Source organism: Achromobacter sp. GbtcB20, assembly GCF_019091095.1.
GTDB lineage: Bacteria > Pseudomonadota > Gammaproteobacteria > Burkholderiales > Burkholderiaceae_B > Achromobacter > Achromobacter mucicolens.
In genome coordinates, this window is sequence record NZ_JAGXJZ010000003.1 from 101,100 (window position 1) to 122,531 (window position 21,432).

General features: G+C 66.2%; 19 protein-coding genes and 1 pseudogene. 14 read left to right on the plus strand and 6 right to left on the minus strand.

The annotated features are described in order from the left end of the window. Positions 1–9: 9 nt before the first annotated feature. From KVT32_RS05720 to KVT32_RS32590, 8 genes and pseudogenes are all read left to right on the plus strand, one after another. Entirely contained in the window at positions 10–591 is a 582-nt protein-coding gene (locus KVT32_RS05720) for a pilus assembly protein (protein ID WP_312539384.1), read from the plus strand. Next, positions 588–1,358: a hypothetical protein gene (locus tag KVT32_RS05725; RefSeq protein ID WP_227741201.1), complete on the plus strand. Its 771-nt coding sequence runs from the start codon at positions 588–590 to the stop codon at positions 1,356–1,358. The genes KVT32_RS05720 and KVT32_RS05725 overlap by 4 nt, the downstream gene beginning before the upstream one ends. Next, the gene (gene cpaB / locus KVT32_RS05730; protein ID WP_152383928.1) at positions 1,355–2,158 is read left to right on the plus strand and encodes a Flp pilus assembly protein CpaB; all 804 of its coding nucleotides are present in this window, start codon (positions 1,355–1,357) and stop codon (positions 2,156–2,158) included. Before KVT32_RS05725 ends, cpaB begins: the two co-directional genes overlap by 4 nt. Beyond that, on the plus strand, positions 2,155–3,534 hold the full coding sequence (locus KVT32_RS05735; RefSeq protein ID WP_175157107.1) for a type II and III secretion system protein family protein: 1,380 nt from the start codon (positions 2,155–2,157) through the stop codon (positions 3,532–3,534). The genes cpaB and KVT32_RS05735 overlap by 4 nt, the downstream gene beginning before the upstream one ends. Next, positions 3,521–5,224 (plus strand): ATPase, T2SS/T4P/T4SS family, encoded by a 1,704-nt coding sequence (locus tag KVT32_RS05740; RefSeq protein WP_152383930.1) that lies wholly within the window; start codon positions 3,521–3,523, stop codon positions 5,222–5,224. The genes KVT32_RS05735 and KVT32_RS05740 overlap by 14 nt, the downstream gene beginning before the upstream one ends. Then, positions 5,221–6,066 (plus strand): type II secretion system F family protein, encoded by an 846-nt coding sequence (locus KVT32_RS05745; RefSeq protein ID WP_152383931.1) that lies wholly within the window; start codon positions 5,221–5,223, stop codon positions 6,064–6,066. Before KVT32_RS05740 ends, KVT32_RS05745 begins: the two co-directional genes overlap by 4 nt. Before the next feature lie 12 nt (positions 6,067–6,078). Continuing rightward, the gene (locus KVT32_RS05750) at positions 6,079–6,951 is read left to right on the plus strand and encodes a type II secretion system F family protein (protein WP_152383932.1); all 873 of its coding nucleotides are present in this window, start codon (positions 6,079–6,081) and stop codon (positions 6,949–6,951) included. A 113-nt stretch (positions 6,952–7,064) separates the two neighbouring features. Further along, positions 7,065–7,181, plus strand: a pseudogene (locus KVT32_RS32590) (DUF192 domain-containing protein); the annotation flags it as partial. A gap of 6 nt (positions 7,182–7,187) precedes the next feature. On the opposite strand, the gene KVT32_RS32075 reads toward KVT32_RS32590, so the two are convergent. Both KVT32_RS32075 and KVT32_RS05760 read right to left on the minus strand, forming a co-directional pair. Continuing rightward, positions 7,188–7,991 (minus strand): BPSS1780 family membrane protein, encoded by an 804-nt coding sequence (locus tag KVT32_RS32075; protein WP_226848672.1) that lies wholly within the window; start codon positions 7,989–7,991, stop codon positions 7,188–7,190. A 64-nt stretch (positions 7,992–8,055) separates the two neighbouring features. Then, entirely contained in the window at positions 8,056–9,024 is a 969-nt protein-coding gene (locus KVT32_RS05760) for a homoserine kinase (protein ID WP_217617813.1), read from the minus strand. A gap of 218 nt (positions 9,025–9,242) precedes the next feature. Here KVT32_RS05760 and dusA point away from each other — a divergent pair, with 218 nt between their 5' ends. Continuing rightward, on the plus strand, positions 9,243–10,223 hold the full coding sequence (gene dusA / locus KVT32_RS05765) for a tRNA dihydrouridine(20/20a) synthase DusA (protein WP_056315760.1): 981 nt from the start codon (positions 9,243–9,245) through the stop codon (positions 10,221–10,223). A 34-nt stretch (positions 10,224–10,257) separates the two neighbouring features. On the opposite strand, the gene KVT32_RS05770 is transcribed toward dusA, so the two are convergent. Both KVT32_RS05770 and KVT32_RS05775 read right to left on the minus strand, forming a co-directional pair. Further along, the gene (locus KVT32_RS05770; RefSeq protein WP_217617814.1) at positions 10,258–10,716 is read right to left on the minus strand and encodes a CBS domain-containing protein; all 459 of its coding nucleotides are present in this window, start codon (positions 10,714–10,716) and stop codon (positions 10,258–10,260) included. Positions 10,717–10,753: 37 nt separating this feature from the next. Beyond that, positions 10,754–12,067, minus strand: coding sequence for a YihY family inner membrane protein (locus tag KVT32_RS05775; protein WP_175157111.1), 1,314 nt, complete (start codon positions 12,065–12,067; stop codon positions 10,754–10,756). A gap of 17 nt (positions 12,068–12,084) precedes the next feature. Between KVT32_RS05775 and KVT32_RS05780 the strand changes: the two genes are divergently transcribed. From KVT32_RS05780 to KVT32_RS05790, 3 genes are all read left to right on the plus strand, one after another. Continuing rightward, a complete protein-coding gene (locus tag KVT32_RS05780; RefSeq protein ID WP_056315766.1) occupies positions 12,085–12,456 on the plus strand; it encodes a DUF2069 domain-containing protein in 372 nt (123 codons plus the stop codon). After that, positions 12,453–13,940, plus strand: coding sequence for a YdiU family protein (locus KVT32_RS05785; protein WP_175157112.1), 1,488 nt, complete (start codon positions 12,453–12,455; stop codon positions 13,938–13,940). The genes KVT32_RS05780 and KVT32_RS05785 overlap by 4 nt, the downstream gene beginning before the upstream one ends. Before the next feature lie 213 nt (positions 13,941–14,153). Further along, positions 14,154–14,873, plus strand: coding sequence for a response regulator transcription factor (locus KVT32_RS05790; RefSeq protein ID WP_152383938.1), 720 nt, complete (start codon positions 14,154–14,156; stop codon positions 14,871–14,873). A 24-nt stretch (positions 14,874–14,897) separates the two neighbouring features. Here KVT32_RS05790 and KVT32_RS05795 read toward each other — a convergent pair whose 3' ends face one another. Together KVT32_RS05795 and KVT32_RS05800 are read right to left on the minus strand one after the other, a co-directional pair. After that, the gene (locus KVT32_RS05795) at positions 14,898–16,415 is read right to left on the minus strand and encodes a HAMP domain-containing sensor histidine kinase (protein WP_312539292.1); all 1,518 of its coding nucleotides are present in this window, start codon (positions 16,413–16,415) and stop codon (positions 14,898–14,900) included. Between the two features lie 8 nt (positions 16,416–16,423). Next, positions 16,424–18,397 (minus strand): EAL domain-containing protein, encoded by a 1,974-nt coding sequence (locus KVT32_RS05800; RefSeq protein ID WP_217617815.1) that lies wholly within the window; start codon positions 18,395–18,397, stop codon positions 16,424–16,426. 534 nt (positions 18,398–18,931) lie between these two features. Between KVT32_RS05800 and KVT32_RS05805 the strand changes: the two genes are divergently transcribed. Both KVT32_RS05805 and aroC read left to right on the plus strand, forming a co-directional pair. After that, positions 18,932–20,314, plus strand: coding sequence for a GGDEF domain-containing phosphodiesterase (locus KVT32_RS05805; RefSeq protein WP_279991918.1), 1,383 nt, complete (start codon positions 18,932–18,934; stop codon positions 20,312–20,314). Positions 20,315–20,350: 36 nt separating this feature from the next. Beyond that, positions 20,351–21,421: a chorismate synthase gene (aroC, locus tag KVT32_RS05810; protein ID WP_152383941.1), complete on the plus strand. Its 1,071-nt coding sequence runs from the start codon at positions 20,351–20,353 to the stop codon at positions 21,419–21,421. The last annotated feature ends 11 nt before the right edge of the window (positions 21,422–21,432 follow it).

Genomic DNA, 21,432 nt, shown 5'->3' on the forward strand with positions numbered 1-21,432 from the left:
GGACAGGCGGTGGTCGAGGCGCTATTGATGTTGCCGTTTTTGACCGTGTTGCTGTGGGCGGTCTCGGATATCGGCGCAATGCAGTTTTCGGCACAGCGCACGACCCAGGTTAGTCGTCAGGCCGCCATGGCGGCGGCGTTGGGGCAGCCGGTCGCGACGCTTCGCGCGCCGGCGCGGATGGACGTGGAAGGCAGCGCCCAACGCTGGCCAGGATCTTCCGTTGCGGGGGGCAGCGTGTTGCAGGATGAATGGTTTGGCGCGGCAATGCGTCTGCTGTCCGTGCAAGTGCGTTCGCTGCCGCCTCCGGGCAATGTCATGTTTGGACTGCCAGTCTCGCGTCACCTCAGCGTGGCAGACGGCGCGGGCTATGCGCATGGCGACGCGGATGCGCAACGCCGTATTGGGGCATCGCCAACGGGCTGGTTGCAAGCGAGCCGCACCTCGCAGGCTGAGGCGGTAAGGATGCAGCGTCCTGTCAGCCAGGCAGAGGCGCCGTGGGGGCGGCCGGCGCTGTCGCGGGACTGGCTTTCCGCGTGGGGGGATGTGCTGCCAGGCGATCGGCTTGGCGGGCGTTCGGAGGGCGGAAAATGAACCCTGTCCGAAAAGTGTGCGAAGGGCCGGGCATGCGAATCCGTCCTGCCTTGCTTGCAGTCGGCATCGGGCTGTGCGGTGCGTTGATGCTGTTGCCCGAACGCGCGGGCGCATCAGGCGGCGTGTCCAGCCTGGAGGGGCTGCGGCTCCCAGAAGGCGCCTTGCGAGAACGCATGGCGGATTGGTTGTGGCTGCACGGCATGCCCGCGCAAGTGTGGGTGTTCGATGCGCCCCAGAGCCCATCGGCCCTGGCCAGAACGCTGGCCGCGCAGCAACCTGCGTTGGCGGATCTGCACGTGCTGCCGGGGCAACTCATCCTGTCCGGCCGCGTCGGCGATGAGCGTTGGGTGGCCCAATTGGAAAACGCGGGCGCGGATCGTACCGTCGGCAGCCTCTCGGCGATTTCTGTGCGTGCGGCTCCCTCCGTGCATCTGCCGGGGTGGCTGCCAAAGGGCGCGCGCGTCAGGTCGGACGTTGCCGTGATGGAATCCGGCGTCAAGGTTTCCGACCGGATCTGGCAGTACGCATTGCCGCCTCAAAAGCTGGCTGAACTGCTTGATGCCGCGTTGCGGCGGACGGGATGGCGGCCGCAGGGCGACCCGGATAGTGAGGGGGCCGCGATGGCGGCGTCAGCGGCCACCGCGGGGCGAGGCGCGCCCTCCGCAGGCGCAGGCCAATGGTGGGCACGAGAACGGGAGCGGATGAAGCTATGGCTGGTGCCTGTGGAAGGCGGCAGCGGGCTGCGAGCCCTTGGGTGGGCGCCATGAAGCCCTGGATCATTCGCGGCGCCGAGCGGTTGCGCCGTACCGGCGTGTATGGATTGGCGGTGCTGGCGGGCCTGGTCGCCGCATGGGCCGTGCGCGAGCATGTCCAGCAGCGCGTGCAGGCGCTGGAAGCCGAGGCGCAGACGCCGCTGGTCAGCCGTCTTGTGGCGGCCTATGACTTGCCGGCCGGCACATTGCTCGAAGAGGTGCATCTGGCCGTGCGCAAGATCCCTCAGCCCTGGGCGCCTGGCGCCAGCGTCGACCCGATGGAACTGGGCAGCGTGCTGGGCGCAACGCTACTTGCCGATCTGGCGCTTGGAGACCCCTTGCTGAGAAGCTTCATGACTTACGACCCGCCGCAGCCTTCGCTGGCCGCGCGGCTTGAAGCGGGGCAGCGCGCGTTCACGGTCAACGCGGCGGACCTTGGCGGTCTTGCAGACATGCTCAAAGGCGGCGATGCCATCGATATCTACGTGACGTTCAATCATCGCCAACGCGAACTCACCGTCCCGGTGCTGCAGAGCATGCGAGTCCTGACCGCCATGAGCGACGACGGCGCGGGCAACATCACCCTGGCCGCGACGCCTGACCAAGCCATGCGGTTCATTGCCGCGCGGCAGGCTGGGGTGCTGACCGCAATGCTGCGTCATCGCGACGACGCCGCGTCCGTAAACCCCGTTGCACAAAGCGATCTGGCTTCCCTCATGGGACTGGACGCCGAACCCAAGCCCGTGCCCGGTGTCGCCATCGTTTACGGTGATCGCCTGGATGCACTGGCAGGCTTTGACGCGGAGCGGCCATGAACCGAATTCAAAGCTTGCTCGCCATCGTGCTGTGCCTGTGCAGCCTGCCTGCATGGTCCAACACCCAGACGCTGGAACTGCAAGTCGGCGAGACGCGTGTGTTGCCGCACCCCGGCGTGCGGCGCGTCGCGATCGGCAATAGTCAGGTAGCCAGCGCCGTGGCGGCGGAAGGGCGCGAGGTCGTGGTGTTTGCGCGAGCCGAAGGCGTGTCGTCCGTGCATGTGTGGGCAGGACGCGATCGCGTGGCAGCCTACGAATTGCGAGTGGTCCCTGCCGGCACGCCACAACTGCGCGAGGAGGTCCAGAGCCTGCTCTCCCGGATCCCGGGGGCGCGCAGCTCGAACGTGGGCGGCCGCATCCTCATCGAAGGCGATGACCTGTCCGACGATGATCGCGCGCGCATTGCGGCGCTGGTTGACCGGTATCCGGACGTCGTGGATTTCACGGGTCAGGTCGGATGGGACCGCATGGTGCTGCTGGACGTGCAGGTGGTCGAGATTCCCACATCGCGGCTGCAGGAGTTCGGCGTGCGCTGGGATGGCATGACGCAGGGTGGCCTCAATGCGGGTCTCGCGTGGGATGGCGGATCGCGCAGCCGCATGACACGCCCTGGCGAGCAGATCATCGAGACGGCCGCGCCGGTCGCATCGGCCGCGGGCTACTTCGGCGTCAATGCGCTGCTTTCGGCGCGTATTGCCGCGCTGGCGCAAACGGGTGAAGCCGTAATGCTTGCGCAACCGCAGCTGCTGGCGCGCAGCGGCGCCAGTGCGACGTTTCTCGCGGGCGGGGAAGTGCCCTATGCCTCCACGGATGCACGGGGCAATCCCACCACGCTGTTCAAGCCCTACGGCGTGTCGCTGAACATCACGCCGCGGATCGACCGAAATGGGGTCATCCGGTCCTTGATCGAGGTGGAGGCCAGTTCGGTCGACACGTCGCTAAGCCTTCCCGGCGGCCCGGCGCTGCGCACGCGCCGCGCATCCACCGAGTTCAACGTGCGGTCGGGCAACACGCTCGTCATCGGCGGGTTTCTTTCGCGTGAGCAGGGCACCGACGTCAGCGGTCTGCCGGGGCTGCGCAACATTCCTATCCTGGGCGCGTTGTTTTCCTCGACCCGTTATCAACGCCGCGAGACCGAACTGGCGATCTTCGTAACACCCAAGATCGTGTCGCAAGCAGAGCCCGCCATGGCCGATCGCATACGCCGCGGACGCGAGACGCTGCAGGCGGCGTTTCCCGATCCTCCCCTCCTCGGGACGGCGGTTCCGTCGGACGCGATCGGTTGGGATCCCTACTCGGGCGCGGGGTCCCAGTGGGGACAGACATCTGCCGAGGCCGATTCACCTTTTCCGGAGGGGCGCAATGCTCAACATTGAGCTGACCATCGAACTGACCTTCGAGGACGCCGCGCAGCAGCAGCTCACGCTGCGCGCGCCGGTACTTATCGGAAGGGGCGTTCAGTGCGGATTGCGGATTCCCACCTGGAGAGTCGGGCGTCAGCACGCCCGGCTTCTGTGCGAAGCGGATCAAATCGTCCTGGAAGACCTGGGCACGCTGGCAGGCACGATGGTGAATGGGGTGCGGATCGTGCGGCATGCGCCGGTACAGCCCCAAGACGAGATCCTGATCGGGCCTTGCAGGCTGCGCGTGTCGAGGCGGAAAGCCGAGGCCGCCTCGTCTCTTGACGGTGCGGATGCGGTGCCATCAGACCCGGTTCAACCGGAAATCCCGTCGATGGGCGATGACCGGGGCATTGCGCCGCCAGTTGTTCCGCCCTGCGCCCCGCATCGGCTGCACGACCGTCGACGTCTTCACGCGGCCCTGCTGAGCGCGCTGGACCTGAGACGGCGCGACGTGGCGGGGATGAGCGACGGGATGCTTCGTGCCGAAGCCGAGCGCCTTCTGGTCCAGATCGTTGCCACGGACGCCGAACTTCCGCCCCATGCGGACAAGGCGGCGCTGTGCCGCGAGGTGCTCGATGAGGCGGTTGGGCTCGGGCCGTTGGAACCCTTGCTTGCGGCCCCCGACATCACGGAAATCATGGTCAACCGCTACGACGAAATCTATGTCGAGCGTGCGGGGCGCCTGTGGCGGGAGCAGGCCGCATTCACCAGCGAACAGTCGGTGCGCTGGGTGATCGAACGCATCGTCACGCCCTTGGGGCGCCGCATCGACGAAAGCTCGCCGATGGTGGATGCGCGGCTGCCCGATGGCTCGCGGGTCCACGCCATCATTCCGCCGGTGGCGATGAAGGGCGCCAGCCTGACCATACGCAAGTTTCCGCAGCGTCGGCCGCAGATGCCCGATCTGATTGCGCTGGGCGCGCTGAGCGACGCGATGTCGCAGTTTCTGGCTTTGTGCGTACGGATGCGCAAGAACCTGGTCGTTTCCGGGGGGACGGGGGCGGGCAAGACCACGCTGCTGAACATCCTGTCGAACGAGATTCCGGACGGCGAGCGCGTGGTCACGATCGAAGACGCTGCGGAATTGCGGCTCAACCATGCGCATCTCGTTGCGCTGGAGGCCCGGCCGGCCAATCAGGAGGGCAGAGGCCGAATCGACATCCGCGAACTGGTGCGCAACGCGCTGCGCATGCGGCCTGACCGCATCGTCGTGGGCGAATGCCGCGGCGCCGAGGCGTTCGACATGCTGACGGCCATGAACACTGGCCACGAAGGTTCCCTGACGACGCTGCATGCCAACTCTCCGCGCGACGCGTTGGCCCGGCTGGAGTCCATGATTCTCATGGCAGGGCTTGACCTGCCGCTGTCCGCGGTCCGCGAGCACATTGCCGCCAGCGTGGACGTGGTCGTGCAGCAGGCTCGACTGGCGGACGGCCGCCGCGTGGTCACGTCGATCGTCGAAGTGGCGGGCATGGAAAGCGGCCGCATCCAATTGCAGGACTTGTTCGGGTTTGACCGCAGCCACGGATTTCGGGGATGCGGCGCGCTGCCCAGCTTTGCGCGCGATTGGGCCGATAAGGGCGTGAGCCTGGACGCCACCTGGTTTTCGGACTTGGCGGGCCAGGCGCCGGGCGTTGCGTCCTTTGCGCAGGGCTTGCCATGATCTGGCTTGCGGCGGCGGCCGCGATGCTGTGCGCGGGGTTGCTGGCGTGGCGCGCTCAGAACTGGTTTGCGCCCGCGCTGCGGCGATACCGCGAGGTCTACACGCAGGATGCGGGCGTGCGGTTGAGCGAGGTGTTCCTCTTCATCGACCCGCGCCAACTGTGGGCGGGCGCCATCATCTGCGGGGTGGCCGCCGCGGCGGCCGCGTTCTCGGCCACCGGAAGCGCGTTGCTCGCGGCCTTGTTCGCGCTGGCGGCCTCGCGCCTGCCGCGGTCGGTCGTTGACGGACTGCGGCGGCGGCGTGCACGGCGCTTTGAAACGCAATTACCGATGGCGCTGTTGATGCTGGCGTCCGCGCTGCGGGCTGGCGTGGCTATGACGACCGGCCTGCGCCACGTGGTGGAACAGAGCAGCGCGCCGCTGGCGCAGGAGTTCGGCCTGATGCTGCGCGAACAGCGGCTTGGCGTGCCATGGGAGGTTGCGCTTGGCAACCTGCAGGCCAGGATGCCGGCCGATTCGACCTCGCTGGTGGTGGCTGCCATGCGCATCGCGGCAACAACCGGCGGCAACCTGGCCGAGGCCCTTGAGAGCATCGCGCAGACACTGCGGGCTCGCCTGCAGTTGCAAACGAAGCTGCTGGCGCTGACCTCGCAGGGGCGGCTGCAAGCCTGGATCGTGGGCGCGCTGCCCTTGCTGCTGCTGGCGGTGCTGGACCGGCTGGAGCCCGACATCATGAGTCTGTTGTGGCATACGCCGATGGGATGGGGTGTCCTGGCCATCGTGGCGGTGCTGGAGACGGCGGGCGTGCTGCTGATCCGGCGGATCATGCGGATCGATATCTGAAAAGGGGGCGGGATGTGGCTTTATGTGGGCATGGCGGCGACGGCGGCGGGAACGGCCTGGCTTGCGTGGGTGCTGTTGTGTCCGTTGCTGCGGCAGGAACAGAACGGCGAGCGTGCGATGCCGTGGTGGTGGCGCGCCGCATGGCCGTGGATCGTGGCGGTGGCGCCGTTGGCGGGTCCCCTTTGCGCCTGGCGCTGGCGGCTGCGGCTGAACCGGGCAATAGAGCGGGCGGCCTTGCCGCCAGGAGTCGGGTATGCGCACATCGCGGCGTTGTGCGGTAGCGCGGCCGCCGTTGCCGGTGGCGTGGCCGGCGCCGTGGCGGTGGCGCTTGCTGCACCCGGCTCCGCATCGTGGGTGCTCTGGACGGCTGCCGCGGCGCTGGCCGCCGGGGTGGCGCCGGCGGCGTGGTTGAAAGGCCTGGGCACGCAGCGGCGCCGCGCCATCGAACGGGACTTGCCCTTCGTGTTCGACATGATGACGTTGTGCGTCGAGGCCGGACTGAGCGTGCAGGGCGCGCTGCATTTGGCGGCGCAGAGCGGGCCGCCTGGCGTGCTGCGCGACGCGCTGGCGGATGCGCTGGCCGAGATGCGCGCCGGCGTTTCCCGAACCGCGGCGATCAAGACCTTGGCCGAGCGCAGCAACAGCCCGTTGACGCGCAATTGGGCGGCGGCCCTGGCGCAGGCCGAGGCACTGGGAGCGAGCCTGGGGCCGGTCTTGCGCGCGCAGGCGGCGCAGTGCCGCAGCGACCGCCATACGCGGGCCGAGCAACTGGCGATGCAGGCGCCGGTGAAGATGCTGCTGCCGTTGATCGGCTGCATTTTCCCTTGCACGTTCATCGTGCTGGCGTTTCCCATCGCGATGCAGTGGCTGCAGAGCGTGCAATGAGCCGCCCCGCGCGATTGCACCAGGGGCGCCTGCGGCTGTTGACGGTAAAGCGGTGGTGGGGGCGGATGCGCGGGTTGCTGGGGCGGGCCCCGCCCGGGCCGCGAACAGGGGTGATGCTGATTCCCTGTGCCGCGGTGCATACCTTCGGCATGCGTTATGCCATCGACGTGGCGTTCATCGGCCGGGACGGCCGGGTTGTGCGATTGCGCCGGGCGCTTGCGCCGTGGCGGGTGGCGTTATGCCTGCGCGCCGTTGCCGTTGTCGAGATGCGTGCTGGAACTATTGATGCCGAACACGGAGGTGTAGGCCGGATAGAAGCTGCAGTAAAGCACGCCACCGGCGGCAATGTTGAACGGAATCTGCAGCGTGCCGGCCATCTGCGGCGACAAGCCGACGGCGACAAGCAGCCCGGCGCACAGGTCGATGAACAGAAAGACCATGATCCAGCAGACCCCGTAGACCAGGAACGGCAGCTTGTTGCGCCAGCAGGCAATGCCGGAGAAGAACAGGGCCTGGGTCAGGCGCAGGCCGTGCCAGGCGACCAGCACGGGTGCATGCCAGAACAGCGCCGCGATCACCACGTAGCAGATCGCAAACAGCATCAGCGGCAGCGCCATGGCTGACAGGATCGGTTCCATGCTTTTTTCGACGGAGGCGATGCGCATGCCTTCCATCATGGCGTCGGAGAAGGGCAGGAAGATGACCAGGCCCATCACCAGGCAAAGGCCGGCATACAGCACGCCCATCAGGAAGAGCTTGCGGAATACGCCCGGCTGCTTCAGCGGCTTGCCCCACATGGAGGGCAGCATGATGCGATCGGCCTCGACATGTTTGCACGCGGACAATGTCATCAGCGTGATGATGGGCATCAGGGCCACGACGAGCATCGGGCCGACTGGCGGCGTGGCCGACGCAAAGACGACGAGCAGGCTGATGGCCATGGCCCAGGTGAACATGGCCAGGGGCTGCTTGCGGAACAGGCGGAATCCGTCGCGGACCCAAAGCCAGCCGGACGTCGCGGGTAGAAATGCTGCTTGCATGGCTCTCTGAAGGGGGAGATCTTTCAAAAAGGGGGCGCTATTCCCATTATGGGGGGCGTAGCGATTACGGCAAGACGGGCTGTTCCGAGCGGTGGCGCGCTTGCAACACTCTTTCGAAGTGGCGCGGGTCGTGCGGCTTGAGCGTCTGCGCGGGGCGGGGCAGGAAGAAGTCATACAGCCTGGACAGCCAGAAGCGCAAGGCTGCCGCCCTGAGCATCTGGGGCCAGACTTCGCGCTCGGCGTCGGTGAAGGGGCGAACCGAGGCGTAGGCGGCCAGCCAGGCCTGCACCAGCTCCGGGATGAATTCGCCGGTGTCGCGCTCGATGCACCAGTCGTTGACGCTGACTGCCACGTCGAACAGCCAGGTGTCGCAGCCCGCGAAGTAGAAGTCGATGATGCCGCCCATGAGCGGATTCTCGAACGTGCCTGCAAACAGGACGTTGTCGCGGAACAGGTCGCAGTGGGCCGGTCCGCTTTGCAGGGCCTGCCAGGCGGGCGTCTTGACGGCGGCCTGCTGCGCGGCCAGTTCCGAGGTCAGCAGCTCGGCCTGGGCCGGGCTGAGAAAGGGCATGACCTTCGGCGCCGTTTCCAGCCACCAGGAAAGCCCGCGCAGGTTGGGCTGGTGGATCGGGAAGTCCTGCGCCGCGACGTGGGCGCGGGCGAGCGTGGCGCCAGCGAGCGCGCAGTGGGCGGGCCCCGGGGCGGGCTCGTAGCCGCCCGGCAGGCGCGACACGATGGCGCAAGGCTTGCCGTGCAGGGTGGTCAGCCGGGTGCCGTCGCGCAGGGTCTGCGGCTGCGGCACCGGGATGCCGCGTTCCGCCAGGTGATACATCAGTTCAATGTAGAAGGGCAGTTGGGCGTGCGTCAGCACTTCGAACAGCGTCAGCACATATTCGCCACGCGTCGTGTGCAGGAAATAATTGGTGTTCTCGATACCCGCCGTAATGCCTCGAAGCGAGACAAACTCGCCCAGATCGAAATGCGCCAGCAGGGCGCGCGCGTCGTCATCGGATACGGGGGTGAATACGGCCATGGATCTTCGGTATGAGGGTTGAACGGACGCGCGCACGGGCGTGTAGGGTTGCGGCGCCGCAATTTTAGACCACATGGCGGGCGGCCTTCGGCAGCGATTCGGCCGCGGGTGCCCGGGGCCGGCGGGCACAATGTCGCCAAGCACCGTAAAATACCGCATCCCCTTGTTTTGTAGAGTGATTCTTGGACTCCCCCGACTGGCGGCTCTGCGTCGCCCCGATGATCGACGTCACCGACCGCCATTGCCGGTACTTTCACCGGCTGCTGGCGCCCCGTGCCCGCCTGTACACCGAAATGATCACCACCGGTGCGCTGCTGCATGGCAATGTGGCCCGCCACCTGGACTTTGACGAAGCCGAGCATCCGGTCGCCTTGCAGCTTGGCGGCAGCGAGCCCGATGCGTTGGCGCATGCGGCCAAGCTTGGCAAGCAGTGGGGCTATGACGAAATCAACCTGAATTGCGGCTGCCCGTCCGAGCGCGTGCAGAAGGGCGCGTTTGGCGCCTGCCTGATGGCCGAGCCGGCGCTGGTGGCCGACTGCATGAAGGCCATGCAGGACGCCGTGGATATTCCAGTCACGGTCAAGCACCGCCTCGGGCTGGACTACGACGAATCCTACGAGTTCGTGCGCGACTTTGTCGGCAAGGTCTACGACACGGGTTGCCGCGTGTTCATTGCGCATGCGCGCAACGCGGTGCTCAAGGGCTTGTCGCCCAAGGACAACCGCGAGATTCCGCCGCTGCGCTACGACGTGGTCGCGCAATTGAAGCGTGATTTTCCAGATTGCACGTTCGTGCTCAATGGCGGACTGGCCGATGCCGGGCAGTCGGTACAGGCGGCCGAAACCTTTGACGGCGTGATGCTGGGCCGCGCCGCCTGGCATACGCCGCGCGTGTTGTCCGAGGTTTCCATGCAGTTGTGGCCGTCGGTGCGGCTGCCCAGCGATGCGCAGGTGGTGGACGCCATGACGGAATACGCCGCGCGGCAGGTGGCCAAGGGCGTGCCATTGCGGGTGATGACGCGTCCGATGCTGGGGCTGGTGAACGGGCAGTCGGGCGCAAGGCGCTGGCGGCGGATGCTGTCGGATCCGGCCCTGCTGGCCGCGAATAATCCGGAACTGATTTATGACGCGTGGCGCAGCCAGCGTCATGCGCCGGGCGCGCGCGACGCCACGCGCGAGGCCGCGCCCGCCGGGATGTAGATCTGCAGCCGGCGCCGCAAGGGCGCCGGCTGGTTCAGGACTGGGCCGGTTCCGCGCTTTCCGCGGGCCAATCGCGGATGTAGGCCTTCAGCATGTTGTTTTCGAATTGCTGGGCCGCCACGATGGCCTGCGCCATGTCGTAGAACGAAATGACGCCCATCAGGGTGGGGCCGTCCATGACGGGGATATAGCGGGCGTGTTTTTCCAGCATCAGGCGCTGGACTTCGTCGGCGCTGGTGTTGGGCGAAACGCTGACCGGCGCGTCGTCCATGATGGATCTGATGGTGGTATCGCCGGCGCCGCCATGCGCGTGCATGTGGCGAATGATCTCGCGGAACGTGAGCATCCCGGTCAACGTGCCGAATTCCATGATGACCAGGGAGCCGATATCCTGCTCGCTCATGGTTTGCACGGCCTGGGCCACGGGCTTGTCCGGCGACGCCGTGTAGAGCGTATCGCCCTTGACGCGCAAAATCTCACTGACCTTCAACATCGGTATCTCCTGGGGGCGGACTGCGCCCTATGCTTTGCTATTTCTTGTTCGCTTCCAGTTGCAGCACTGGTGCGACGCCATTTCCGGTATTTTGCGCTTCTCCGCAGAGTTCTTCCAGCGTTGGCGTGGTTTGCGGCGAATTTACGGACGATGCGATGCGCAGGATGTCGGGGTCGTTGCGCACGCGCGGCTGGCTGCGGTCCAGCAGGAAGCGATCCACGACCGGCGCCAGCGAGGTCTCGCGCGCATCGCACGTCAGCATCCAGTTGTCTTCCGGGCTGCGGGTGGCCAGTCCCATCGCGCTCAGCGCTTCCAGGACTTCGTTGAGCTCGTCCTGGTGCAGCCGCAATTCCGAGGCCAGCAAGCTGGCGGACACCCCGCCCGGCGTGGAAAGCTGCGCTCGGCGCAGCGCGCGCAGGGCGTCCAGCGCGTCGACGAATGAAGCGCCCGGGTAGCGATTGATGTGCCAGCGGCCCAGCCGGATGAGCGGCGCGCTGGAGGCAAGCGTTGCGCCTAGCAAGACGGCCAGCCAGGAAAGGTAAATCCACAGCAGGAAGATCGGGAGGGTGGCGAAGGCGCCGTAGATGACGGTGTAGGTGGGAAACCGCGTCAGATAGAAGGCGAACGCGGACTTCATGATTTCCAGCACGATGGCCGTGACGCAGCCTCCGATCAGCGCATCGCGCCACAGCACCTCGCGGTTGGGCACGACGACGAAGAGCGCCGCAAAGCCCAGGCCGGTGAGCACCAGGGGGATGAACGAGACGGCCACGCTGATGACTTCAGGCACGTCCTTGATGAGCCCCAGCGATTCGCGCGCGACGAACGAGGTGGCCCACAGGCTGGCGCCGGCCAGCACGGGGCCCAGCGTGATGATCGCCCAGTACACGAGCGCCCGTTGCGGCAGGGGGCGCTGGCGCGAGACGCGCCAGATGTCATTGAACGCCTGGTCGATCGTCATGATGAGCAGCAGGGACGTGACCAGCAGGAATGCCCCGCCAATGGCGGTCAGGCGCGAGGCCTGGTGCGCGAACTGGTTCAGGTAGTCCATGATGTTGTCCGACACGGACGGCGGCATCAGGCTGGTGGTGAGGAAGTCCTCGAGGGCGACCCGGAACTCCTGGAACACGGGAAACGCCGTGAACAGCGACAGCACCACCGCAAGCATGGGAACGATGGCGAGGACGGTGGTGAAGGTCAGGCTGGAGGCGACCTGCAGCAGCTTTTCTTCGTTGGCGCGCTGGACGACGAAACGAAATACGCGTCCGGTCCTCGCGACCCGGGAAATGCGCGAGGTTGGTCGTTCTTTGACCGCCGGCGTAGCGGCGGCGGGCTCGGCGGGGCGATTCATCAGGCGATAATAGCAGCATGAATCCCGAACTCAACCCCCGCCTGCGCCTCGTGGCCTCGGTTTCATTGTTTGCCCTGATCGTGCTGTGCGTCGCCTGGGAAACCGTGGTGGCGCCGGTGCGGCCGGGCGGTTCCTGGATGCTGCTCAAAGCCTTGCCGCTGGCGTTTCCGCTGCGCGGCATCGTGCGCGGCAATCTCTACACCTACCAATGGGCGGCCATGCTGTCGCTGCTGTATCTGATGGAAGGCGTGGTGCGCGCCATGTCGGATCCGGCGCCGCTGTCCGTCCTGATGGCGTGGGGCGAAATCATCCTGTCCACCACGTTTTTCCTCAGCGCCATTTTCTATGTGCGGCCCGCCAAGCGCGCCGCCCGGAGGCAACGCGCATGACCGCCCTGTCCCTGTCCGAACTGCAAGCCGTCAACTCGTTTGCGGCCCTGCCCGAGACCTTCTACACCCGGCTGGCGCCGCGGGGGCTGAACAATCCCCGCCTGCTGCACGCCAATTCGCAAGCCGCAGCCCTGATCGGCCTGGATCCGTCGGTGCTGACCACCCCCGAATTCCTGCAGGTTTTCTCCGGCGCCCAGCCGTTACCGGGCGGCGACACGCTGGCTGCCGTCTATAGCGGCCACCAGTTCGGCGTGTGGGCGGGGCAATTGGGCGACGGACGGGCTCATCTGCTGGGCGAAATCCAGGGACCTGCGGGCGCCTGGGAACTGCAGCTCAAGGGCTCCGGCATGACGCCGTATTCCCGAATGGGCGACGGCCGTGCGGTGTTGCGATCGTCGGTGCGCGAGTACCTGGCCAGCGAGGCCATGTTCGGGCTGGGCGTGCCGACCACGCGCGCCCTGGCATTGGTCGTGTCCGATGATCCGGTCATGCGCGAGACCGTCGAGACGGCAGCCATCGTGACCCGGATGTCGCCCAGTTTCGTCCGGTTCGGGTCGTTCGAGCACTGGTCGTCGCGGCGTCAGCCCGACCTGCTCAAGACGCTGGCCGATTATGTGATTGACCGTTACTACCCCGAGTGCCGCGACGTGCAAGCGGGCGAGCCCGCATCCGAGACGGCGCCATATGTGAATCTGCTGCGGGAAGTCACCCGGCGCACGGCGTTGCTGATGGCGGATTGGCAGGCCGTCGGGTTTTGCCACGGCGTCATGAATACCGACAATATGTCCATCCTGGGACTTACGCTGGATTACGGCCCGTTTGGTTTCATGGACGGTTTCCGGCTGGGGCATATCTGCAACCACTCGGATGCCGAAGGACGTTATTCCTGGAACCGGCAACCTTCCGTGGCGCTTTGGAATCTGTATCGGCTGGGCGGCAGCCTGCATATGCTGGTGCAGGACGCCGATGCCTTGCGTGCCGTGCTGGATGAATACGAAGCCATTTTCACGCGCGCCTTCCACGACAAAATGGGCGCCAAGATGGGATTGGCGGCTTGGCAGCCCGACGACGAGGCGCTGCTGGATGATCTGCTCAAACTGATGGACGCGAATCAGGCGGATTTCACGCTGACGTGGCGGCGTCTGGCCGATGCGATACAGGGCCAGCGCAGCGGATTTGAGGATTTATTTATTGATCGGCCCGCTGCCGGCGCCTGGCTTGACCGGCTGATTTCCCGTCATGGCCGGCAGGGCAGGTCGGCCGCAGACACGGCGGCCGCCATGAATGGCGTCAATCCGCTGTATGTCCTGCGCAATCATTTAGCCGAACAAGCGATTCGCGCGGCCAAGGCCGGCGATGCCAGCGAAATCGATACCCTCATCAAACTGCTGCGCAATCCCTATGTGGCGCAGGATGGCTATGAACGCTACGCCGGTTTGCCGCCGGATTGGGCTGGCGGAATCGAAGTGAGCTGTTCGTCCTGAGGGCGATTTTGCGATATTGTCGGTGGCATTAATCTGGCTGGAAGCCCGGCATTAAGAAAAAGCCTGGGTAAAAAGGTGAAATATCGCCGTTTTTTTCACTGCAATCATTCGTTTCTATTGTAAAAGTCGTAAGATTGCCGGCTCGGGGGCATTTTTCCTTGCGTGGGCGCTCCAGGGTTTTCGTCGACAATTTCAAGGTAAAGCACTCTGAATATGCCTGGTGCAGATGGTTTGCTATGTATTGGTCTGCTTGAGGACGACGCCGATTTCCGCGAGGAACTGGCGTTGGGTCTGGGCGGCTATGGCTTTCGCGTGGGGTTTGCTTGCGACAATGCGGTCGCGTTCTACCGCCGGCTGCAAGAGCAGCCCTGCGACATCGTCATCCTGGACGCCCATCTTCCCGGCGAAGACGGTTTTTCCGTCGCGACCCGCCTGCGCGCCCTGAGCCCCGTGGGCATCGTCATGCTGACGGGCCGCAGCGCCCTTGAGGACCGCGTCCGCGGCCTGGAAGGCGGCGCCGACGTCTACATGACCAAGCCGGTGGACCTCCTGGAGCTAAGCTCCGTCATTCGCAGCCTGGCGCGCCGGATGCGTCTGGCCAAGGCGCCGCGTCCGGCCGATGCCGAAACGCGCGCGTCGGCGGACACTAACTGGTCTTTGCAGGACGGCGGATGGATTCTGGTGGCGCCGGACGGCGCCTCGCTGCACCTGAGCGCGCAGGAAAGGACGTTCCTGGTGGCGTTGATGGACGCCGCGGGCAGCGCCGTCAGCCGCCAGGCGCTGGCCGAACTCTTCCTGCCGGACAGCCCGGGCGGGTTTGAATTGCGGCGTATCGACGTGCTGGTGAGCCGTCTGCGCGCCAAGGCGCAAAGCGCGGGCCTGAAGCTGCCGGTGTTGTCGGTGCGCGGCCAGGGCTACGTGTTCGCGGCCTGATCCAGGCCGCCGCCCGGGCGGCGTCTAGGCCGTCGGGCCGTTTGAGGGCAGGGTGATGACAAAGCGCGTGCCCACGCCCACCTTGCTCTGCATCGTCAGCGATCCGCCCTGGCTTTGACAGATGCGCCGGGCCAGATACAGGCCGATACCCATGCCTTGGGTTTCGCGATGCGCGGACCGCCGAAAGCGCGGCTCGAAGATGCGGGCCTGTTCTTCTTCCCCGATGCCGGGACCACGGTCCACGACGGCCGCCCAGGTCATGGGTGTTTCGCCGATGCGCGTGTGCCCCGTTTCGATCCGCACGGGCTCGTTGGCCGGCGAATACTTGATGGCGTTGTGGATCAGGTTGCGTACGACCACGCTGGTGAGCGGCCGATCGCAAAAGACCGGTTGCGGCGCTTGCGCTTCAAGCACCAGCGCGTGCGCGGTATCCGGCCGCATGGCGTTCACCACGTCGCGCACCAGATCGGCCATGTCGGTCTGTTCGCCGCGGGGGCTCCAGGCGTGTTCCTCGAGGCGGTCCTGGTTCAACAACTGGTCCATCAGCTCGGTCATCCTTCCGACCGACCGGTGAATGCGCGCCAGCCGCGTGTCCACGGTTTCGCCGCTATCCGACAGAATCATGTCCAGGGATTGCGCGGCGGCGCTGATGGTGGCGAGCGGCGCGCGCAGCTCGTGCGAGATCAGTGCGTTCATCTGCCGCTGCGCGTCCAGCGCACCGGCCAGTTCCGCCAGCCGCAGTTCGCCTTGCGCCACATGTTCGGCGTCGGAGCCGGCGCCTGTCTTGCGGGCGGATTCGGCGGTATTGGAGGCGTCCAGGGCAACCCAGAGCAGCGTGCCCGACACCAACATCAGCCTCAGCACTTCCATGCTGGCGCCCGCGGCGTCCGCGCCGCCAGCGTGCCAGGCGTCGTGTCCCAGAACCCAGGCAGACACGGCATAGGCAAGCGCCAGCGTCAGGCTGGCCGGGCGGCCGGCGCGCTGCCGGATCGCGCTGGCCACAAACCAAATCGCCAACGGCACGCTGAGCGCGGCGCACACGCCAGCGATGGAGGCGGGCAGCACGCCGGATTCGGTTTCGTACACAAAGATCAGCGCCAGGGCGGCCACCCCGGACAGCAAGATGCTGATCCACCGGCATGCGGCGCCCAAACCGGCCGCAAGGCGTGATCCCCGCAACAGCGGCGCGGTCAGGGCAAGCAAGGCGGCGTAGGACGCGGCCTGGAGCGCGCCGGGCGGCATCAGCTCGGGCAGGGAGCGGAACAGTCCTTCGAGCAGCGCGAAGATCATGCCCGCCGCGAACAATGCGTTGCGGGTGTGCGCCCAGGCCACGCCGCACGTCACCGCGCAGGCGATCGCGACGCCCGCAGTCATGCCGGCGGGCAGGCCGTCGTAGCCGGCATTCAGTCCGTGGGCAAGCGCATGGGCAGGCCAGAAAAAGGCGCAGAGCAGCAGGCCGAATCCCGGCCAGACGGATGTCCGGAAGACGCCGGGACGGCTGGGGCGCAGGTGGCGAAAATGCCAGCGGGTGCGAAGAAACAATCCTTCCGTCAACTAGGAACCCATTGATGATCGTGCGCGAGGTCTTGCGCGTGGGCGGAGTGTACGACAGCGCCGCTTATCGCGCGGACGCCGATTCCCTCCAAGATGAGCTGCGTGGCGGCGTCCGGCACGTCGGCCGCATGGACCGACATGCCGAGCGTCATCGCGGTGGCGACGACGGTAGCGGCCAGATGCTGGCTGCCGGGACTATGGAGCAGGCCGCTGATGAAGCTGCCGCTCAGCGTCACGTACGAAACCGGGAATTCGTGCAGGTGCTCCATGGCGCCGAACTGCTGCGACAGCCGCGATACGCCGACCCGCCCGCCGGCGCCGGTGACGATATCGCAGAGCTGGCGCACGTCGGCGCCTTGTTCGACGAGGCCTGCGGCTTCGACTTCCAGGATCAGCCGGCTCGACAGCGTGGGCCGGTCTGCCAGCATGCGTTCCAGGCGTCCGAAAAACGATCCTTGAGCAAGCGTGGCAAGCGACACCGGCACGGTCAGCGCGCCTTCATGCGTGAACAGCCAGTCCAGGCCCAGGCGAATCGCCTGGATATCGCATTCGGCGGACAGCCCCAGGCGCACGGATGGCGGCATGAAGATCGAGGCAGGCACGGGATCGGTGCCGGACAGGTCATGCAGCGTCAGGCTGGCCTCGTGCTGGAGCAGCGCGCCGGACAGGTCGTGCAAGGGTTGGGCCGACAGCGAGAACCGGTGCTGCTCCAGCGCCGTGATCAACGCGTCGTGCCAGCTGTATTCGCCGATGCGGGTGCTGTCGGCGGCCTGGCTAGCCGGGGTGATCTGGTCGTCATCGGCGCTTTCGGCGCACATCAGCGCGTGGTCCAGGCGGGCCAGGATGTCGCTCATGTTGTCGCCCGGCGCGAATGCGGCCATGGCCAACGCCCAGCGGCACCAGCCGAACTTGTCCATGGGCACGCGCAGCGACCGCAGTTCGCGGCGCACGCGCTCGGCCAGCACGCTGGCTTGCGGCGCCGAGGTGCGCGGCAGCAGCAAGGCGAAATCCGATCCGCTGATGCGCGCAATTAGCGTCCCGGGACCGCCGAATTCCTGCACCAGCTTGCGCAGGCGGTCCGACGAGGAGCGCAGCCACTGGTCGGTGAAGGCGCGCGACAGGTGGCGGTTGATCTGCGCCAGGTCGCGTTGGCGGAACATGAGCAGATGGCCGCCGGCCTCATCGGATTTGTCGGCCAGCGCCAGCCGGAACTGGTCGACGAAATGCTTGCGGTTGGACAGGCGGGAGATGGGATCCCGGTAGATCTCGCTTTGCAGCGATTCGATGCGGGCATTCTGTTCCTCGACCGTGGCGGCGACGCGGCGTTGCGCATCGACAAGCGCCTGGTCCACGCCCGGCACTTCGCATGAACCGGTCAGCTGCGCGTCCGCGCCCGGCGCCAACGCGCGCACGCGTTCGCAGATGTCGCGTGACGTGCGGGCTTCAATCCAGCGGACAAGGTTCGTCGCGAAGAGCGCCCAGAATGCGGCGGCCGCCAGCACCAGGCCCAGCACCCGGACGCCGCCTTGCCACAGGGTGTCGCGCGCCATCCGCGCATCGGCCTGCACCGTCAGGACGCCCTTGGCCTGGCCGCCCGGAATGACGAAGGGCCGCGACACCGCGGGCGCCTCCATGTTCAGCCACGCGGCGCGCCAGTCGGACTCTTGGCCGGGACCGGCCGTGGGTCCGGTGCGGCGCTCCACGCGGATCGCGTTCCCTTCGTTCGTGATATTGACCAGCGAATACAGGCCTTGGCCAAACAGCTGATCGGCAAGTTCAATCTGCTCTCGATGGCTGCCCGTGCTGTGCGACAGCGCCCAGGCGAGCGCGTTGGCGCCCGATTCGCTTTGCTGGGCAAGCTGGGTATTCAGATAGCGATGCGCCGCCAGCATCCCCAGGGCTTGCGCGCCGAGCAGGGTGAAGCCGATCAGAAGGGCAGAGCAGAAAAGCAGCCGGCGTAATGTGGACATGTACTTGCGAGTCCCTGTCTGGGTATACGCGGCAGCGGACGCGGGCAGGTGTCCACTGCGGCTTCAACGGGCATCAGGCGGCAAGGGCGCCTGCGCGGGATAAAAAAACCTGGATATCAAACGTGACACACGTTACGAAACGACCGTCAAGGATGCGGATGCAGGAAACAGAGGTTGTCACAGAACGCACAGAATATTACGAAATCCTCGGTCATATCAGACAAGGTGTGTAATTATTTCGCTCGTGAGAATGGTCCGGTTGAGAACTATTGAGACACTGCGTATTAATTTTTCGGGTTGCGGTGTCGTAGATGGACCGAGGCATGGCGAAAGGACCGGCCAGCGATCGCCGTCCAGGGGCCCCGCCATGACCGAAGCGAGCAACAAGGATCCAAGGAAAGTCAGGATAAAAGGGGCGCGTTGCCTCCGAAATGTGGCGTTTTTTTGCGAAAACAATGCATAATTTAAAATATGTTACAGCCCCCGGGCCCGTGGTCGGGCCGCAACGCCGGGGGCTTATGGATAGGGGGCTCCGTGCGTGAGAGTTACCTGCTCGCACTGTGCCTGACGCTCGCGGGCGCACTTGCAGCGATCAGTCTGCTGTTCTTCCGCCGCGAGCGCGCGCTGCGCCGACGCCTGACGCGGGATGAACTGACCGGCCTCCTTAGCCAGCAGGAGCTGCATCGTCGCGTGCGCGCCTGGCTGGGCCAGCCGCAGGGCACGACCCGGCGCGGCGCTTTTTTTCTCGTCAGCTTCGAGCACTATGCCCAGATCAGCGCCATGCTGCGGGCCGGTGAAGATCAGGCGCTGCTGGTTCAGGTGGCCGATCGCATCAGCCTGGTTGCCCGCGCGCTCGGGGGCATGGCCGCACGCACCGGGACCGACTCGTTCACCGTCTGCGTGCCCGGCGTTGACGAGGAGGGCGCTGCCCAGGTGTCTGCCAAGCTGCTGGCCGACCTGAGCGTGCCTTATGAACTGGGCGCCCGTCCCCTTATTGCCGTCTTTCGCATCGGCGCCGCTCTGTACCCGGCCCACGGCCGCAGCGTCGAGGAATTGCAGCGCTGCGTGCAGGTCGCGATGGTGCCGCTCAAGGATCAGGGCGGCCAGGGGTGGAATCTCTTCGACTTCCGGCTGCTGGCACGCCAGCGGGACCAGCAGGGCCTGGAAAACGACCTTCGGCTGGCCCTGACAACGCCAGTCATGGAGCAGTTCGAACTCTATTACCAACCGGTCTGCGACAGTGCGAGCGGCGTGGTGCAGGGGTGCGAAGCGCTGCTGCGCTGGCATCACCCCGTACTGGGCAGCGTGTCGCCCGCCGTGACGATCGAGCTGGCCGAACGCAGCGGCCTCATCGTGCCGCTGGGCGCCTGGATCCTGGAGCGAGCCTGCACGCAAGCGGCGCTATGGCCGGCTGCGTGGCGCGTGCATGTGAACCTGTCGGTCAAGCAGATGAACGAGGACGGGCTGGTTCAACTGGTGTCGGACGTGCTGGCCGCCACCCGCCTGTCGCCGCGCAAGCTGGTGTTGGAGATCACCGAATCCATCTTCATCCTGCACTACGAGCGGCACGTGAAGATCCTGAACACGCTGCGCGACATGGGTATCGGGGTGGCGCTGGACGACTTCGGGTGCGGCTATTCCAGCCTGAACCATCTGCGCCATCTGCCCATCGACTGGGTCAAGATCGACCGCAGCTTTATCTCCGCGCTGGAATCGGACGCCGGCAGCCGCGAGGTGGTTTCCGCCCTGTTCGGCTTGTGCCAGGCGATGCACCTGCCGGTGGTGGCCGAAGGTGTCGAGACGGAAGGCCAACGCGAAATCCTCAAGTCGCTGGGATGCCGGGTGATGCAGGGTTTTCTGCTGGGACGGCCTGCGCCGGCCGCCGAAATCCAGGCTTTGGCTGCGGCGGTGTCATAATCGGGGTTGCTTGCAAACCCGACCTGTTGACTCCTTATGCCCGGCAATACCCTAGGTACTCTCTTTACCGTCACGAATTTCGGCGAATCCCACGGGCCGGCCATCGGTTGCGTCGTGGACGGCTGTCCCCCGGGGCTGGCCCTCACCGCGGCCGACATCCAGTTCGAACTGGACCGCCGCCGTCCGGGCACCTCGCGCCATGTGACGCAGCGCCAGGAAGCCGATCAGGTCGAGATCCTGTCCGGCGTTTACGAAGGGGTCACCACCGGCACGCCCATCGGCCTGCTGATCCGCAATACCGACGCGCGCAGCAAGGATTACTCGAATATCGAGGACACCTTCCGGCCCGGCCACGCCGACTTCGCTTACTGGAACAAGTTCGGCGTGCGCGACCCGCGCGGCGGCGGACGATCGTCGGCCCGCCTGACCGCGCCCACCGTGGCGGCCGGCGCCATCGCCAAGAAGTGGCTGTCCGAGCAGTACGGCGTCAAGGTGCGCGGCTACATGAGCCAGCTCGGCCCCGTCGCCATCCCGTTCGTTTCGTGGGACGAAGTGCCCAACAATCCCTTCTATGCGCCCAACGCCGAGGTCGTGCCCGAACTGGAAGCCTACATGGACCAGTTGCGCCGGGATGGCGATTCCATCGGCGCCCGCATCGAGGTCGTTGCCGAGAACCTGCCGGCCGGCTGGGGCGAACCCATCTACGACCGCCTCGATGCCGACATCGCCCACGTCATGATGGGCCTGAACGCGGTCAAGGGCGTCTCCATAGGCGCGGGCTTTGACTGCATCACGCAGCGCGGCTCGGAACATGGCGACGAAATCACGCCCGATGGCTTTCTGAGCAACCACGCCGGCGGCGTGCTGGGCGGCATCTCCACCGGGCAGCCCATCACCGTGTCGCTCGCAATCAAGCCCACTTCCAGCATCCGTGTCGAGCGCCGCTCGGTCAACCGCGCCAACGAGCCGGTGATGGTGCAGACGCTGGGCCGTCACGACCCTTGCGTGGGCATCCGCGCCACGCCGATCGCCGAGGCGATGCTGGCGCTGGTGCTGATCGACCACGCGCTGCGCCATCGCGGGCAGTGCGGCGCCGCCGCGGTCTGATACGTTTTTCC